The sequence below is a fragment of the Nocardia sp. CA-129566 genome, from assembly GCF_050956075.1.
Taxonomy (GTDB): Bacteria; Actinomycetota; Actinomycetes; order Mycobacteriales; family Mycobacteriaceae; genus Nocardia.
Window position 1 is genome coordinate 780,914 of sequence record NZ_CP192085.1, and the last position, 15,753, is coordinate 796,666.

Here is a 15,753-nt window from a genome sequence, read left to right on the forward strand (position 1 = left end):
GGATCACTTTTCCGCAGTGGATCAGTGGGCGGTCGTCAGGTCGTAGAGGGTGACGCCGTCGACCTCCGTCGCGGTGTAATGCTCCTGGACCCACTTGCTGATCTCGGCTCCGGTGCCGGAGCGACCGGGACCGAAACCGCCTTCCTCGCCGCCGCGGTTGCCGCTGCCGATGAAGTAGTGGATCCTCCCGTCGGCGACAAATTCTTTGAACTGATCCAGCGTCGGCGACGGATCGCTGCCATTGAAGCCGCCGACGGGCATGACGGGCAGTTCGGTGGCCAGCTGGAATCCGGCGGCGCTATTGGAGCCGACGGCGGCGGCGACCCAGGTGTAGTCGGTGCCATTGTTTTCCAGTAGTGCGACGACCTTATCGCTCGGCCTGCTCGCGCCGAGCAATCCACCCGCCGGGCCGCCCATCATCGGATTACCTTGGCCCGCAGTGTCGTTCGCGCCGCCGGGCAGCTGGCCCGGGTGGCCGCCGGGTTGCATGCCCATGGTGCCGTTCATGCCCGGTGCGGTGCCGCGTGCGCCATTCGCATTGCGTCCGCCAGCATTTCGTCCGTCGGGCATGCCGCCGGGCCCGCCGAATCCGGCATCGCCGGGTCGGTGACCGAACATCATCGCGACGTTCGGTCCCGCCGACGGGATCGCGCCTTCATGCGAGGTCGCGATGGTCTGGGCGGAATACGCGACGGGTCCGGACAATCCGGCGAAGGCGGCGGCCAGCGCCGCGACCAACGCCAGCTTGCGCGGTGCGGGCAACAGCACCGCGATGGTCGCGAGCGCGCCGACCACCAGCATCGTCCAGCGCAACCACGGCACGAAGTTCGAGTCGCGCGACAACAACATCCAGGAGGTCGCGGTGGTCGAGCCGACCGCGAGTGCCGCGAACAGCCGGACCCACAGTCGATGCCGCTGCTGCCACAGCTGCACCGCGCCGATGCCCACCAATGCCGCGACCGCCGGGGTCAGCGCCACCGTGTAGTACTGGTGGAAGATGCCCGCCATGAAGCTGAAGGTCAGTCCGGTCACCAGCAGCCAGCCGCCCCACAGGATCAGCGAAGCGCGCTGCCCATCGGTGCGAGCGGCCTTGCCGCGCAACAGGATTCCCGCGACCAGCGCGACCAGCGCGGCCGGGATCAGCCAGGCGATCTGACCGCCCTGTGCGGGTTCGAACAGCCGGGTGATCCCGGTGCTGCCCCACATGCCCCCGCCGCCGCCACCGCCACCGGGCGGCATATCGCCCCGGCCAGGGGTGACGCTGCCGTGCTCGTTGCCGTTCAACCGGCCGAGCCCGTTGTAGCCGAGGGTGAGTTCGAGGATCGAATTATGTTGCGACCCACCGATCCACGGCCGTGACGATGCCGGCCACAGCTCGACCGCGAGCAGCCACCAGCCGGCCGAGACGAGCATGGCCGCGCCCGCCGCGAGCAGGTGCAGAATGCGTTTGCCGAGTTTGGGCGGACCGGCGATGAGATAGGTCAGCGCCAGCGCGGGCACCACCAGCAGCACCTGCAATTGCTTGGTCAGGAATCCGACGCCGATGAACACACCGGTGAGCACCAGCCAGCGGATGCGCCCGTCCTCGATTGCCCTCGTCATCGCCCAGGCCGCCGCAACCATCAGGAATACCAGCAGCGCATCCGGGTTGTTGAACCGGAACATCAGCACCGCGACGGGAGTCACCGCGAGCACGAGTCCGGCGATGAGCCCGGCCGCCGGGCCGAAGGGCCTGCGCACCGTCGCCCACACCAGTGCCACCGAGGCGATGGCGAGCAGCACCTCCGGTACCAGGATGCTCCAGGAATTCAGCCCGAAGACCCGCACCGAAAGCTCCATCAGCCAGAGTGAGGCCGGTGGTTTGTCGACGGTGATCGAGTTGGCCGCGTCCGAGGAGCCGAAGAAGAAGGCCTTCCAGGACTTCGAGCCCGCCTGTACCGCAGCGGAATAGAAGGAATTCGCATAGCCGTTGGCGCTGAGATTGCACAGGTAGGCGATACCGGTGCCGATCAGGAGCGCGGCCAATGCCGGGTATTCCCAGCGGATCTGCTGCTTCGGCGGTGGTTCGGGCAGGGGCGTGGTAGCCGGTGGCGTCAGCGTCGCTGTCATCGGCGAACTCCATCGATCGTCGCCTTCGTGGCGCGCAGCATCGGCTCCGTGACCGCATCCGGCGCGGTCGATCGGTTGTCGACTGCGCCGGTGGGGTTTCGGAATACCCAACGCAGACCGACGAACCGGATGAGGGTTGCGATCAGATTGGCCACCACTAGGACGAACAGTTCGAGGTGGACGGCCGCGCCCGGGGCCCAGCGATGCAGGGCGAACAGCGATCCACTGGTGATCAGCAGGCCGAAGCCGAATATCAGCAACCCTTGGAATTGATGCGAGACGACGCCGGTCGACCCGCGCACCCCGAAGGTGAAGGCGCGATTGGCGGCGGTATTGCCGATCGCGGTGCTGAGCAGCGCGAGGAAGTTCGCGACCTGGGCACCGGTCATGGGCTGCAACACCAGGTACAGCAGCATATAGGCGAGCGTGGAAATCACGCCGACTATCGCGAACCGCACCACCTGCCCGACCATCCCCAAAGGCACACCCGGAACCAGTGGTTCGCGTCCGACCGCGCGCCGCAGCTCCTCCAGCGGCAGTGCACCGGTCGTCAGACCGCGCAGCAAGCGCCACACCCCGAGCAGATCCTTGCGGGCCGTATCGACGATATCCACGCGGCTGTCCGGATCATCGATCCAATCGACCGGCACCTCGTGGATGCGCAGGCCCGCGCGCTCGGCGAGCACCAGGAGTTCGGTATCGAAGAACCATTCACCGTCCTGCACCAGCGGCAGCAGCTGGCGCGCGACATCGGTGCGCATCGCCTTGAATCCGCACTGCGCATCCGAAAACCGCGCCTGCAGTGAGGCTTTCAGGATCAGGTTGTAGCACCGCGAGATGAACTCCCGCTTCGGTCCGCGAACCACCCGCGACGACGCGTCGAGCCGGGTGCCGATCGCCAGATCCGAATGCCGCGAGATCAGCGGAGCCACCAGCGGCAGCAGCGCATTCAGATCCGTGGACAGATCCACATCCATATACGCGACGACCTGTGCGTCGGAGTGCTCCCACACCGCGCGCAGTGCGCGGCCCCGCCCCTTCGCGTCCAGATGCACCACTCGCACATCGTCGAGCTCATCGGCGAGCAGTTGCGCGACCTGCATGGTGTCATCGGTGCTCGCATTGTCGGCAACGGTGATCCGGGTCGGGAACGGAAACCCGTCTCGCAGGTAGGCGTGCAGCCGCCGCACGCATATGCCCAGGTCGGCCTCTTCGTTGTAGACGGGGATCACGACGTCCAGCACGGGCGTGATCACCGTTTCGGTCATATCCGCCCGGTGCGCGGCGGTCGTCGATTCGGTCATGGTGACCACCCTCGCCAACCGCGCTGGAGCCCAGCTGGGCCCTGGCTGTGAGATTCCTGGGGACTGTTGCCTACCCGAGCCCACACCCCCAAGCCCAAGCCGCAGCAGCCCCCACCTACCCATTCTCGAGAATGCGCTGGTGCAAGGGTGCTCTCGACGTTTGCCAGCGTGCGTGCATGGTGATCATTCGTCGAGGTTGCTCGGTCGACCGTTGAGGCAGGGTTGGTCGAGGTGGGGTGGGGTGTTGGTACCGTCGGGGGTGTGATGCGTAGTGGGCGGGGCGTGGGTGAGGTGCCGCCTGAGCGGGTGGATGCTCGGACCGAGCGGTGGCGGGAGCATCGGCGCAAGGTTCGGGCGGAGTTCGTCGATGCGGCGTTCCGGGCGCTCGACAGGTTCGGGCCCGAGGTCAGTATGGGCGATATCGCGAAGGAGGCCGGTGCGGCCAAACCCAAGCTGTATCGGCACTTCGAGGATAAGACCGATCTCTACAACGCCATTGTCGACCGGGTCCGCGACATGCTGTGGGAGCGGATCGTTGCCAGCGTCGATCTGGCCAATGATTCGGCGCGCGAGGTGATCCGGCGTGGTGCGGCCGAATATGTGCTCGTGGTGACCGAGCATCCGAATGTCTTCCGCTTCATGCTGCACAGCCACTTCACCCGGCGGGCCGATGACTCCGAGCGCGCGCTGCAGTCGGCTCGGCAATCGGCCAAGCGGGCGGCCGATCTGTTCGCCGGACTGTTCACCGACAGCTCCGTCGAGGTGTCCAGTGTCGAGCTGGTCAACTATTCCATCTTCGGCGCGGTGGCCTCGGCCACCGACTGGTGGCTGGGCGCGAACCGGCTCCAGGCGCATACCATGCCGATCGAGAAGTTCGTCGCCTACCTGGCCGAGATCATCTCCGCATTGGCCGAGGCCAATGCGCGGCTGAACGGCATCAGCATGGACCCGGATCTGCCGCTGCACCATGCGTTTTCCAGCGAGTGACTTGCACACCACCGGCGGTGCCGACCGCGGGCGCGCCAGTGGCGGTCGGCTTCCGCAGCCACGTCGAACGACATTGTTCTCGTCGACCGCTTCGTTGAGGCCAACGGTGCCTGCGATGCCCCCAGTATGTACCCACCCACCGACAGGTTTCGGACGCGAATCCGTCCACTGACACGACGGGTGGACAGCTAACTCGCAGAGAGCCGCCAGAGTGGGGAAACCGGTCCATGACCTGCACCGAGGTCATAGGACGCGGCCAAGCAGCGGTAGGTCCAATCCTTGGCGAACTCGACCGCATCGGGCACCGAGTAACCATTGGCGAGCGCGCACGCGATGGCCGCGGCGAGGGTGTCACCACCGCCGTGGTCGTTCCCGGTGCTGATCCGCGGCGCGGTGAACTCCAGGAACCGATCGCCATCGAAGAGCAGATCGGTGCTGACCTCGGAGGACCGCAGATGTCCTCCCTTGACGACCGCCCATTGCGCCCCGAGTTTGTGCAGCGCCTGCGCCGCCCGCCGCGCGGAGCTGTCATCGGTGACCTCGATGCCGGTGATCAGCCGCACCTCGTCGAGATTCGGTGTCACCACCGTGGCCAGCGGAATCAGCGTATGCCGCACCGCGTCCAGCGCCTCCGCGTGCAGCAGCGCATCGCCGTGCATGGACGCCGCGACGGGATCGACCACCAGGGGCGTCCGGTCCCGTCCGATCCCCACCTCCTGGCAGACCGCCGCGACGGATTCGATAATGGCGGTCGAGGCCAACATCCCGGTCTTGGCCGCCCCGACCCCGATGTCCCCGACCACCGAGCGCACCTGATCGGCCACGATCTGCGGCGGAATCTCATGGAACCCGCTCACCCCGACCGAGTTCTGCACCGTCACCGCGGCCACCGCCACACACGCGTGCACGCCGCACAGGGCCATGGTCCGCGAATCGGCCTGGATACCCGCGCCGCCCCCGGAGTCGGTTCCGGCGATGGTGAGGACACGAACCGGAGTCTGCCCGTCGGGCACGAGCGGCAGGAATTTCACATCCCAGACCCTACTCAGCGGCCGCACCGACCTCGCCATTCCGGTGCGGGCTGCCCCAGCGTTGCGGTGCATGGCCGATGCCGATCGTTCGAATGCCCCTCACCTTCCACTGGTTCCGCCAACCTCTAAATGAAAACCATTATCATTAATGTGTGACCACTTCAAGGGCGGGTCGCTTCGATCAACTGGTCATCGAATCCACCGGAATCTCCGAGCCGATGCCGGTGGCCGCGACCTTCGACTGGGAATTCGACGATGGCTACAAACTCGGCGATATCGCCCGCCTCGACACCATGGTCACGGTGGTGGACGCCTCGACCTTCCTCGCCGAGATCGCCCGCGACCAGGCGCTCGCCGAGCGGAATCTGCAAGCCGGCGACGGTGATACGCGCACGAGATCCACCGCCCTCCTCGACCCGTTCCCCACCTGGGGCAATCGCCACGACCACCACTGAGCGGCAGAAACCCACGCACCGGATCGGGGCGTGGGTTTCTGGTCGGTTGCGCGGAACCCGCCGAGTTCGACCGGCAATGTCGGCTCAGTTGGAGATGCCGGCGGCCCGGTGGGTGTAGGTGGCATCGGTGAGCTGTTCGAGCATGAACGCGGCGATATCGGCTCGGGCGATCTTGAGCGACAGGCCCTTTTCGTCGGCGCCGAAGCCGCGACGGAAGGCGTCGGTGCGGGGGCCGTCGGTGAAGGCGCTCGGGCGGACGATGGTCCAGTCCAGGTTGCTGGCGCGGACGCATTCCTCCTGCTCGACATGGTCGGCATAGGCCTGGCGCAGCAGCATGCCGAACATCACGTACTTCCAGAGGAAGTTCAGGTTTCCTTGGCTGTCGCCGACGCCGAGGGTGGTCTGGCAGATGAGGCGCTCGACGCCGGTCCGGTTCATCGCCTCGATGACCGCGCGGGTGCCCTCGGCCCGGATGACGCCCTTGCGGCCCGCGCCGAGCGAGATGAGCACCGCGTCCTGGCCGACGACCGCCCGTTCGACCGAATTCGTGTCCAGCACATTGCCCTCGACAATGTGCAGCCGCTCGTGCCGCTGCCCGACGCTGGCCGCATTGCGGGTGAAGGCGGTGACCTCATGCCCCTGTGCGAGCGCCTGCTCGACGACCAGACGACCGACGGTGCTGGTGGCTCCGAAGACTGCAATCCGCATTGTTCTCTCCTTGACTCTGAAAGCTGTTCAGCTGTTGGTGAATCCAGTACATCAACGGAGAGTGAGACGAACCATGGTCGTGAGTCTCGCAGACATAAGAGTGGGTCTACGCGGCGCGGCCCGCGTTCCGGTACGGGGAACGCGGGCCGATGAGCAGCGGTTTCCGGTCAGCTGAGCTTCGCAAAGAACTGGCGGATATCGCCGACCAGCAGCTCGGGCGCCTCATGCGCGGCGAAATGGCCCGCGGCATCGTTCGGGCCGCCGACCACCGAGCCCGAATCGTAGGAGTTCCAACTGACGATATTGCTGTGATCACGCTCCGCGAAGCGCCGCATCGACTGGAAATCGCCCCTGAACATCGCCAGCGCGGTCGGCGCCGTCGTCGGCTCGGACGGCCGCTCGGTGCTGTGCGCCTGTTCGTAGTAGAACCGCACCGACGATCCCGCGGTGCCGGTCAACCAGTACAGGGCGACATTGCCGACCACGAATTCGGCATCCAGGCTTTCGCCGAAAAGCTGTGCGTTCCAACCCAACAGACCCACCGGCGAATCAGAAATCGCATACGCCAAGGTCTGCGGCTGCTGCGCGCAGAAGAGGTTGAAGGCCATCTTGTTGTCCTGGAACCACTTCAGGTGCGCCAGCGCCGCGAGGTCCTCGGTCGAGATGTTCTCGAACTCGGCCGGATCGCCCGACGGGAACGAAAACAGCTGTGTCACATGCACACCCATTACCCGATCGGGGACGAGTCGGCCGATCTCCGGTGAAACCATCGAGCCGCCGTCGTTGCCGATTGCGCCGAAGCGCTGGTATCCGAGTCGATCCATGAGCTCGACCCAGGCCCGTGCGACCCGGCGCATGGTCCAACCGGTGCTGTGCGTCGGCCCGGACAGGCCCATGCCGGGCAGTGCGGGGATCACCACATGGAAGGCGGGGTCGTCGGCCGATGCCGGCTCGGTCAGCAGTTCGATGATGTCGAGATATTCGAGCACCGAGCCCGGCCAGCCGTGCGTCAGGATCACCGGCAGCGCATCCTCGCGGGACGACCGGATGTGCAGAAAATAGATGTTCTCGCCATCGATCTCGGTGGTGAACTGCGGGTAGGCGTTCAGCTTCGCCTCGAGCGCCCGCCAGTCGAAGTGCTCCAGCCAGTACTGGGCGAGGCCGCGAACCCGATCCTTGGGCACGCCGTACGAATCACCGACTCCCGGCAGCTCGTCCGGCCACAGCGTGCGGCGGAGTCGGTCGTTCAGGTCGTCGAGCTGGGCTTGGGGAATGTCGATGGTAAAGGGACGGATAGCAGTCACGGCAATCTCCTCGGTCGATGGGAAGGCGATATCCGTGCGGCACCGCATCGGCGATGCGGTGCCGCACGGAACGGCATCGGGCGTCAGCGGTACTGCGCGAAGAATTCGGTGATCTCACCGGCCATCAGCGCGGGGGCGACGTGGTGCAGGTAGTGGGTGTACACGTCGTGGGTGCGCCACGACACGATGTTGGTGTGATCGCGGTCGGCGAACCGGCGGATTCCGTGGAAGTCGCCGTTGGATCCCGACAGCCCGAGCGGCACCGTGGTCGGCTCGGTCGGCTGCTGGGCCTTGGCCTTCTCGAAATAGTGCCGGATGGCCGAACCCGCGGTGCCGGTGAGCCAGTGGATCGCGATATTGGTCAGCACGAACTCATCGTCCAGATCCGGGCCCAGCAGCTGGCTGTTCCAGCCGACCAGACCGGTCGGCGAATCCATCAGCGCGTGCGCCAGCGTCTGCGGCTGCTGCGACTGCAGGATATTGAAGCCCATCTTGTTCTTGACGAACCAATCCAGCGTCGCCAGTGATTGCTGCTCATCCTCGGTGAGGTCGGCCAGTTCCGCCGGATCACCCGACGGGAACGAGTACACCTGCGAAACCTGAATGGCGACAACATTGTCCGGCGCGACTCGACCGAGTTCCGGCGAGATCTGCGCGCCCCCGTCATTGCCGACCGCACCGTAGTTGGTGTACCCGAGCCGCCGCATCAGCTCGGCCCAGGCCTTGGCGATGCGCTGATCGTTCCAACCGGATTCGGTTGTCGGACCGGAGAATCCGTAACCCGGCACCGACGGGATAACCAGATCGAATCCGGCCGCCGTCAACGGCTCGATGACGCCGAGGAATTCGACGAAGGTGCCCGGCCAGCCGTGGGTCAGGATCAGCGCAAAGCTGTTGTCCCGCTGCGACTCGATGTGCAGGAAGTGAATGTTCTGGCCATCGATCTCGGTGGTGAACTGCGGGTACGCATTGAGCTTCGCCTCGACCTCGCGCCAGTCGAATCCGTCGCGCCAGTAGTTCACCAGATGCCGCACGCGCTCGACGCTCACCCCGTAGGTGTCATCCGACCCGGGGATCTGATCCGCCCAGCGGGTGCGGGCCAGCCGGTCCTGCAGGTCGTCCAGGTCGGCCTGGTCGATGTTGATGGTGAAGGGGGTGATTTGGGACGAGCGGCGCGCAGCGCCTCCGTCGAGGGCGGTGGTGGTGGGTGCCGAGTGGGTCATCGCTACTCCTTGTGAAACGGAATGTTTCGTTCTGTTTGAAGACTAGCAGAACGGATCATTCCGTTTCAAGTGCTAGTCTGAACCCATGCCGAAAACAACCGACGCCCCAGCTCAGAAGGGTCTGCCGGGCCGCAAGGCCCAGGCCGCCCGCAATGACGGACTCATCCTGGAGACCGCCCGCGCGGTCTTCCTGGCTGATGCCAACGCGCCGATCGCCGCCGTCGCCGAACGCGCTGGTGTCGGAATCAGCGCCCTCTATCGCCGCTATCCGAGCAAGGAGGTGCTGCTGCGCACCCTCTGCCACGAGGGCCTGCGCCGCTACAACGCGGAAGCCGATGCCGCACTGGAGGATTCGGATGGCTGGCGCGGTTTGGTCGGATTCCTGGAACGCGTGGTCGATGCCGACGTGCACTCGCTGGCCGTGCATCTGGCCGGCACCTTCACCCCGGACGACTCGATACTTCCGGACATCACGCATTCGGGTGCGGTCACCGAGGAACTGGTGCGTCGCGCGCATGCCTCCGGTCGGCTGCGCAAGGATGCCAATGCCAGCGATCTGGGTCTCATCCTGGAATCGTGCGCGGCCATCGCCCTGCCGGATCAGGTCCGAACCGCACAGCTGCGCAGGCGGGTACTGGCCATGCTGATCGCGGGCCTTTCGGAAAAGGGCGAGCTGCCCGGTCCACCACCGCAGCCGGGTGAATTCGCCTGGCGCTGGCGACCGCGCAAGTAGTGCCGATGAATTCGGCCCTGGCGCGCCGTCTGCACTGTTACGAATACCCCTGTCCACCACAGCGAAGGGATGTGCAATGAACTGGACGCTCGAGGTCGTGATCGTGCCGGTCTCCGATATCGACCGGGCCAAGGACTTCTATTCGAACAAACTGGGTTTCGCCCTCGACCACGACATCGAAATCGGCGATGACGTCCGTATCGTCCAGCTGACCCCGCCCGGCTCCGGCTGCTCCATCGTGATCGGCAAAGGCGCGGTCCCGCAGATGGAACCGGGCTCGATACAGGGCATGCAACTCGTCGTTCCCGATATTCGTAAAGCCCACGCCGAATTGGTCGAACGCGGTGTCGAGGTCAGCGATGTCCAGGTCCTCGGCACGAACCCGACCCCGATGCCCGACCCGCTCGACAATGTCGGCTTCTGCTTCTTCAGCGATCCGGACGGCAACGGCTGGGCCGTCCAGCAGATCTCGACTCGCCCCTGACGCGTTCGGCCCCTTGCTCTTTCACGGCTTGTCCTGACGACCGAGACATCAGACGCGCCTGTTGTCGGTGGGTGTCCTTGGCGCGGCGCGGGGCAGTGTAAGGGGTTGCATCGCGCGGCCGTCGACCCAGGCGGTCCAGCCGTTGTTGCAGGCGATATGTGCCCAGTCCCCGGCGCGTTCGAGGATCTGGAGTTCGACGCCGGGATCGATACTGGTGATGGGTCCGAATCTCGGATCCGGCGAAGCCCACGCGGCCATTCCGCCCTCGGGTACCTGGTGGGTGGGGTACCAGGGTGCCGCGGCGGGGGCCGTGAGGGGTTCGATGGCGCGCCCGTCGACCCAGCCGGTCCAGCCGTTGTTGCAGGCGATATGTGCCCAGTCCCCGGCGCGTTCGAGGATCGCGAGTTCGACGTAGGGGTCGATGTGGGCGACGGGTGGCCGGGACGGATCGGGTGTGCCCCACGCCGGCATGCCGTTGCCGGGCACCTGGTGGGTCGGATGCCACGCCGCTTCGCCGCCGCGCTCGACCACCGGCACGGCCTCGGTGGGTGCGCAGGCCGCGTCGAATGCCGCTGTGCCACCGGCGAACGTGACCACCGCAGGGTCGAGCACGTCGTGCACCACGCGGAGTGCGACATCCACTGTGGTCTCGAACAATTCCACGCGCGGGTTTCGCGTCGCCAGCTCGCTCCAGAACGCGAACCGCGTCGTGAAGGTCGAACGGAACACCGTGAAGTGGGCGAGTGCGGCCGCTTCCGATGCCGCACCGGTGAACACGGCAATGCTGCCCGTCGTCAATAGCTGACCGAACGTCCGCGCCACTGCGGTCCCGGCATCGGTGAATCGGTAGCTACCGAGCGCCTCCAGTCGGACCAGACCGAGCAATGCCAGCCGGGCCAGCCCCTCCGTCATCCGACCGGCCGCCGCCGTGAGTGACACCGGTGCGGCTCCCTGGGCGGCGGGCAGGGCCCAGCGGGTGTCGTCGCCGGCAAGTCCCTTGGCGAGTTGCTCCTCCAGCTCGAGCGCCCGCAGCTCGGGCGGTCCGGGCGTGACCTTTCGACCCACGACCCCGGCCAGGCGGGCCTCCTGGGCCGTGTCGGTGGCGGCGAGCAGGGCGGCGAACGCGATGAGATCGAGGTCGATGGGGGGCGATAAGGCTCCGGGGCCGTAGGAGGTGAGATCGAGCAGTTCGTCCACCTGTGCGGTGGCCTGGGCGAGCCCGGGCACGACGGCGAATTCGAAGCCGTCGTCGCCGATCCCGGCCTGCATGACGAAGGTGTCGTCCTCGTCCCCGTGTAGCAGCAGCACCGACTTCCAGCCGGCCTGCCCGGCGCGGTTGGCGGTGATGACAACGGTGCGGGCGGGATCGGCGGCGATTCGCAACGCTGCCGTCGCCGATTCGATGAGTCGGCCGTCTTCCTCGAGCAGTCCGGTGTCCCGCAGCTCCGCCGCCGGGTCGTGCGGGAGGGTCGTCGGCGGCAGCGCGGAACGCGGCCCTGGCTGCAGCCCGGCGATGGACAAGGCCGCGGCGAGTTGGTCCTGGGTCAGCCGCAAACGCATCGGATTCAACTCCTTCCCGCGTCCGGGGCGCTGCGCGAAGGCGTCCAGAACCAGATTCGGAAAGGTCCCAGCGTGTACGCCCAGGCCAGCAGTGGCGCGGCCGGAAGCAGCCCGAGTAGGGCACATAAGCCAGCAAGACCCGGACCGGAAACCATTGCGCGAGTGGTGTCGGTCGCCGGGCCCGGTGTCCGCGGTGCGCGGTTTGCTGCCGGGTGTCCAGTCATCAGAGTTCTCGGGTCGACCGAATCACATTTATGGTTTCACATGCGGCGATTGCTCAGCAACAGGCCGACCGGCGGTCTCGACCTGCGAAGTTCGTGCCACATCGCCGCACTCTCGGCTGCCGCGCAATCCGATTCGACGGCGTGCGCCGAGCGTCGGCGTCGGCCGCGGACTTCGGCCCGCGCAGACGCTAGCGCGGTCCGAGGAACAGGGTTTGGGTGCTGCGGCCGAGTGGGCCCTTTTCATCGAAGAGTGCCGACTCCGCCAAGCCGATGCCGTGCGGTTGCGGATAGGTGGCGGCGTCGAGGCAGACCCATTCGCCGACCGGCTGTCGGTGCAGCGTGACCGTGAGATCGGTATTGATGAACAGGTATCGGGACCAGTCCAGCACCGAACTGACGCCGTTGCCCGAATCCGCCGCCGCGAGTGTGCGTTCCAGTGGGCTCGGGGTGGTTCCGGCGACGATCGGATACCGCAGCCGGATCCAGCAGATCGCCGGGCCGGGTTCGGCGAATGAGCCGGTCACGAAGCGGTAATCGATGCCGCTGTGGAAGCCGACCGGCTGATCGGAGGGAAACGGAGACGACACACCCTGATCGGGGCCGGGACGCGCGCCGGTCGGCCGAATCTGTTCGGGCAGTTCGAGTTCCGGCTCGGCGAGTTTGAAGCGCCAGGCATTCGCCCGCAGCACCGGCCCGCGATCGGTGGACAGCGTCGCCTCGATCAGCTCGACGCTGCGGCCGGGGCGGGCCACCCGCGTCGCCACCGTCAGCGGTTCCAGCGGAACCGGCCCGAGAATCTCCACCGCAACCCGCCCGACCTGGAATCCGGCCCGTGGCTCACAACGCTCGATCGCGTACCCGAGCAGCGCGGAGGGCGGTCCGGCGTGCTGGGCGTCCGGTGACCACGGGCCGCGGGTCAGCTCGGTCGAGACGAACCGATTCGGATCCGTCGGATCTGGGGTGTAGAAGGCGTCGGCCACGTCGTTGTCCCGTCCATCGAAGCTGCCCGGGTTGTTCGTCCGGTTAACGATTTGCTTCGACGCTACTCCACGGTAACCGGCCGGGCGCTCGCTATGCCCGGCCGAAGGCGAGGGCGACATTGTGGCCGCCGAAGCCGAAGGAGTTGTTGAGTGCGAAGTCGATGTGTTGCGCGCGGGGTGCGCCCGCGACGATATCGAGGTCGATCGCCAGATCGCGATTGTCGAGATTCAGTGTGGGCGGGACGATCTGGTCGCGCAGCGTCAGCAGGGTGAGGATGGATTCGAGCGCCCCGACCGCGCCGATCGAATGGCCGAGTGCGGATTTGGGTGCGTAGACCGATGCCTCGGGCGTGACGGCGGTGATGGCATTGGCCTCCGACGCATCGCCGATCGATGTCGAGGTGGCATGCGCGTTGACGTGCTGGATATCCGAAACCTGAAGTCCGGCAGTGCTTATTGCCTTGCGCATGGCACGGGCGGCGCCGATGCCGTCCGGTTCCGAGGCGACGATGTGGTAGGCGTCGGAGGTGATCCCCGCGCCGAGCACGCGCCCATGGATCCGCACGCCGCGCGCCCGCGCATGCCGCTCGGATTCCAGCACCAGCAGCGCGCCGGCCTCGCCGAAGACGAAGCCGTCCCGATCCCGATCGAACGGCCGCGATGCCCGCTCCGGTTCGTCATTGCGGGTGCTCATCGCGCGCATCATCGCGAAGCTCGCGATCGGCACCGCATCGATATGACCCTCGACGCCGCCCGCGACCACGACATCGGCCTCGCCGGTGGTGATCAGCCGCCATGCGTGCGCGATCGCCTCCGAACCGGACGAACAGGCCGATACCGGCGCGAAAACCCCGGCCTTGGCACCGATTTCAAGTCCGACCGTGGCGGCCGGGCCGTTCGGCATCACCATCGGCACCGACATCGGCGACACCTTGCGGTAGCCGCCGTCGCGCATCGAGTCGACGGCATTGATCAGCGCATCGCCGCCGCCGAGGCCGGTGCCGATGACCACCGCGAGCCGTTCGCCCTCGACCTCGGGTGTGCCCGCACTGCGCCACACTTGGCGGCCGAGCACCAGGGCCATTTGCTCGACATAGGAGTGGCGTCGCTGTTCGACCCGGGTCAGTTGCGCACCCGGATGTGAGGTCAACTTGCCGCCGATGCGGACCGGCAGGTCGTATTCGGCGACGAAATCGTCGGTGAGCCTGCCGATACCGCTGCGTCCGGCGAGCAGGCCGGACCAGGTCGCGTCGATGTCATCGGCCAGCGATGTGGTCGCGGCGACCGCGGTGACCACGACCGATGGCCGAGTTTCTGAAGCGATTGTTACAGTCACGATGTCATGAATACCTGTACCAATCGCTACAGTCAACTCATGGCTCGCCCCCTCGACCACGCGAAACGCGCCGACCTGCTGGCCGGTGTCGTCGAGTACATCGCCGAACGCGGTCTCGGCGATCTGTCGCTGCGCCCGCTCGCCGCCGAACTCGGCACCAGCTCCCGCATGCTGATCCACTACTTCAACACCAAGGAGGAGCTGCTGGTCCAAGCGCTCACCACGCAGCGCCCCGATATCGCCGCCGTCTTCGCCGATGTCACCGATGCGGCTGCGCTGCGCGAGCGGCTCGGCGCATTCTGCTCGGTGAATATCGCGGGGGAGGCCACGACGAGTGTGCGCGTGCTGCTGCAGGTACTCGGCGCGGCGTGTGCGCCCGGAAGTCCCTATGGCGAATACGCGAATGCCGCGATCGCGACCTTTATCGGCACGCTCACCGATGCGCTGTGCCGGATCGAGACCATTGATGACCCGGAAGCCGTTGCCACACTGTTGGTTTCGGGTCTGCGCGGCATTATTCAGGATCGGCTGATCACCGGTGATATCGAGCGAACGGACCGGGCCGCGCGCTTGTTGATCGACCAAACCATACGCTAGGCAACGCATTTCGAGATGGCGGCAGCCCGGCCGACCGTGCAATCGAAGTCGAAATGCCTCGGGTCCGGCTGGGCCGCCGAGGTCATCGTCGGGCCATACATCAGCGAAAGCCCTGTGTGGGCCGCACATTTGGATGTGCGGCCCACACAGGGCTTCGATAAGGCGTATCAGGCGAGGGCGATAGCGGCGCAGAGTGCGGCGACGGCGATGAACTGGAGGGCGACTCGGCCGTTGATGACGCTGTTCCACTTCTCCTGCAGCGCGCGCGCATTCGACGGAATGACGCCGGACTGCGCTGCGGCGGTCTGCTGGGTGTTCACCGGCTTCGCGACCCGAACGTAGATCCCGAGCCAGGTCACCAGCGCGATGACGGCGATACCCGCCGCGATCGCCGCTGCGGCGTGACCGCCGATGGCCGCGAGAACCGTTGCCGCAACGGCGGTTACCACGCCGCCGATGCCGACGATCGGCATCCGGCGATCGCCGTAGTAGTGGCCCCAGCCCGCCGAAATGGTCACGGTCCGGTCGTCCAGCTTGTCGTACACCGAACGCGTGATCAGCGCGAAGCAGGCATCGGTGCCGTAGACGACGGCGTTCGCGAGGACCGAGGCGATGGCGATGACCTGAATGGCGGTGGTGATCATGATGGCTTCCGTTCTGTTCTCGTAGCGTTGTTAGAGAATCTAGCAGCGCTAGATCTGTAGGTCAACCGGTCGCC

At 66.4% G+C, this 15,753-nt stretch carries 14 protein-coding genes and 1 pseudogene; 5 read left to right on the forward strand and 10 right to left on the reverse strand.

Annotated elements, in window-relative coordinates; genetic code table 11:
• Window positions 1-21: 21 nt before the first annotated feature.
• Window positions 22-2,109 carry a glycosyltransferase family 39 protein gene (locus tag ACQP0C_RS03610; protein WP_433730510.1) on the reverse strand — a complete coding sequence of 696 codons (2,088 nt, stop codon included), beginning with the start codon at window positions 2,107-2,109 and terminating at the stop codon, window positions 22-24.
• Window positions 2,106-3,413, reverse strand: coding sequence for a glycosyltransferase (locus ACQP0C_RS03615; protein WP_433730512.1), 1,308 nt, complete (start codon window positions 3,411-3,413; stop codon window positions 2,106-2,108). Before ACQP0C_RS03615 ends, ACQP0C_RS03610 begins: the two co-directional genes overlap by 4 nt.
• A 264-nt stretch (window positions 3,414-3,677) precedes the next feature.
• Between ACQP0C_RS03615 and ACQP0C_RS03620 the strand changes: the two genes are divergently transcribed.
• Window positions 3,678-4,400 carry a TetR/AcrR family transcriptional regulator gene (locus ACQP0C_RS03620; RefSeq protein ID WP_433730514.1) on the forward strand — a complete coding sequence of 241 codons (723 nt, stop codon included), beginning with the start codon at window positions 3,678-3,680 and terminating at the stop codon, window positions 4,398-4,400.
• A gap of 188 nt (window positions 4,401-4,588) precedes the next feature.
• On the opposite strand, the gene thiD is transcribed toward ACQP0C_RS03620, so the two are convergent.
• The gene (gene thiD, locus ACQP0C_RS03625) at window positions 4,589-5,431 is read right to left on the reverse strand and encodes a bifunctional hydroxymethylpyrimidine kinase/phosphomethylpyrimidine kinase (protein WP_433730516.1); all 843 of its coding nucleotides are present in this window, start codon (window positions 5,429-5,431) and stop codon (window positions 4,589-4,591) included.
• Window positions 5,432-5,592: 161 nt separating this feature from the next.
• On the opposite strand from thiD, the pseudogene ACQP0C_RS03630 reads away from it, so the two are divergent.
• Window positions 5,593-5,847 (forward strand): annotated as a pseudogene (locus tag ACQP0C_RS03630) (GTP-binding protein); the annotation flags it as partial.
• Between the two features lie 123 nt (window positions 5,848-5,970).
• Here the strand turns inward: ACQP0C_RS03630 and ACQP0C_RS03635 are convergent.
• The 3 genes from ACQP0C_RS03635 to ACQP0C_RS03645 all read right to left on the reverse strand — a co-directional run bounded on the left by ACQP0C_RS03635 (window position 5,971) and on the right by ACQP0C_RS03645 (window position 9,121).
• A complete protein-coding gene (locus ACQP0C_RS03635) occupies window positions 5,971-6,594 on the reverse strand; it encodes an NAD(P)-dependent oxidoreductase (RefSeq protein ID WP_433730518.1) in 624 nt (207 codons plus the stop codon).
• 167 nt (window positions 6,595-6,761) lie between these two features.
• Entirely contained in the window at window positions 6,762-7,898 is a 1,137-nt protein-coding gene (locus ACQP0C_RS03640) for an epoxide hydrolase family protein (RefSeq protein WP_433730520.1), read from the reverse strand.
• A gap of 83 nt (window positions 7,899-7,981) precedes the next feature.
• Window positions 7,982-9,121 carry an epoxide hydrolase family protein gene (locus ACQP0C_RS03645; RefSeq protein WP_433730522.1) on the reverse strand — a complete coding sequence of 380 codons (1,140 nt, stop codon included), beginning with the start codon at window positions 9,119-9,121 and terminating at the stop codon, window positions 7,982-7,984.
• 85 nt (window positions 9,122-9,206) lie between these two features.
• On the opposite strand from ACQP0C_RS03645, the gene ACQP0C_RS03650 reads away from it, so the two are divergent.
• Complete coding sequence (locus ACQP0C_RS03650) at window positions 9,207-9,854, forward strand: TetR/AcrR family transcriptional regulator (protein WP_433730524.1); 648 nt, start codon at window positions 9,207-9,209, stop codon at window positions 9,852-9,854.
• Between the two features lie 76 nt (window positions 9,855-9,930).
• Window positions 9,931-10,338 carry a VOC family protein gene (locus tag ACQP0C_RS03655; protein ID WP_433730526.1) on the forward strand — a complete coding sequence of 136 codons (408 nt, stop codon included), beginning with the start codon at window positions 9,931-9,933 and terminating at the stop codon, window positions 10,336-10,338.
• A 48-nt stretch (window positions 10,339-10,386) separates the two neighbouring features.
• Here ACQP0C_RS03655 and ACQP0C_RS03660 read toward each other — a convergent pair whose 3' ends face one another.
• The 3 genes from ACQP0C_RS03660 to ACQP0C_RS03670 all read right to left on the reverse strand — a co-directional run bounded on the left by ACQP0C_RS03660 (window position 10,387) and on the right by ACQP0C_RS03670 (window position 14,438).
• Entirely contained in the window at window positions 10,387-11,898 is a 1,512-nt protein-coding gene (locus ACQP0C_RS03660) for an SH3 domain-containing protein (protein ID WP_433730528.1), read from the reverse strand.
• A gap of 412 nt (window positions 11,899-12,310) precedes the next feature.
• Window positions 12,311-13,102: a thioesterase family protein gene (locus tag ACQP0C_RS03665; protein WP_433730530.1), complete on the reverse strand. Its 792-nt coding sequence runs from the start codon at window positions 13,100-13,102 to the stop codon at window positions 12,311-12,313.
• Window positions 13,103-13,193: 91 nt separating this feature from the next.
• A complete protein-coding gene (locus tag ACQP0C_RS03670) occupies window positions 13,194-14,438 on the reverse strand; it encodes a KasA/KasB family beta-ketoacyl-ACP synthase (RefSeq protein ID WP_433730532.1) in 1,245 nt (414 codons plus the stop codon).
• 39 nt (window positions 14,439-14,477) lie between these two features.
• Here ACQP0C_RS03670 and ACQP0C_RS03675 point away from each other — a divergent pair, with 39 nt between their 5' ends.
• The gene (locus ACQP0C_RS03675; RefSeq protein ID WP_433730534.1) at window positions 14,478-15,035 is read left to right on the forward strand and encodes a TetR/AcrR family transcriptional regulator; all 558 of its coding nucleotides are present in this window, start codon (window positions 14,478-14,480) and stop codon (window positions 15,033-15,035) included.
• Window positions 15,036-15,202: 167 nt separating this feature from the next.
• Here ACQP0C_RS03675 and ACQP0C_RS03680 read toward each other — a convergent pair whose 3' ends face one another.
• Window positions 15,203-15,679, reverse strand: a complete 477-nt coding sequence (locus ACQP0C_RS03680) for a DUF1772 domain-containing protein (RefSeq protein ID WP_433730536.1) — start codon at window positions 15,677-15,679, stop codon at window positions 15,203-15,205.
• Window positions 15,680-15,753 lie beyond the last annotated feature (74 nt).

What these genes read in the sequence shown, in the direction of transcription:
- ACQP0C_RS03610 (WP_433730510.1), bottom strand. Translation starts at nt 2,109, where the DNA reads ATGACAGCGACGCTGACGCCACCGGCTACCACGCCCCTGCCCGAACCA.
- ACQP0C_RS03615 (WP_433730512.1), bottom strand. Translation starts at nt 3,413, where the DNA reads ATGACCGAATCGACGACCGCCGCGCACCGGGCGGATATGACCGAAACG.
- ACQP0C_RS03620 (WP_433730514.1), top strand. Translation starts at nt 3,678, where the DNA reads ATGCGTAGTGGGCGGGGCGTGGGTGAGGTGCCGCCTGAGCGGGTGGAT.
- ACQP0C_RS03635 (WP_433730518.1), bottom strand. Translation starts at nt 6,594, where the DNA reads ATGCGGATTGCAGTCTTCGGAGCCACCAGCACCGTCGGTCGTCTGGTC.
- ACQP0C_RS03645 (WP_433730522.1), bottom strand. Translation starts at nt 9,121, where the DNA reads ATGACCCACTCGGCACCCACCACCACCGCCCTCGACGGAGGCGCTGCG.
- ACQP0C_RS03650 (WP_433730524.1), top strand. Translation starts at nt 9,207, where the DNA reads ATGCCGAAAACAACCGACGCCCCAGCTCAGAAGGGTCTGCCGGGCCGC.
- ACQP0C_RS03655 (WP_433730526.1), top strand. Translation starts at nt 9,931, where the DNA reads ATGAACTGGACGCTCGAGGTCGTGATCGTGCCGGTCTCCGATATCGAC.
- ACQP0C_RS03660 (WP_433730528.1), bottom strand. Translation starts at nt 11,898, where the DNA reads ATGCGTTTGCGGCTGACCCAGGACCAACTCGCCGCGGCCTTGTCCATC.
- ACQP0C_RS03675 (WP_433730534.1), top strand. Translation starts at nt 14,478, where the DNA reads ATGGCTCGCCCCCTCGACCACGCGAAACGCGCCGACCTGCTGGCCGGT.
- ACQP0C_RS03680 (WP_433730536.1), bottom strand. Translation starts at nt 15,679, where the DNA reads ATGATCACCACCGCCATTCAGGTCATCGCCATCGCCTCGGTCCTCGCG.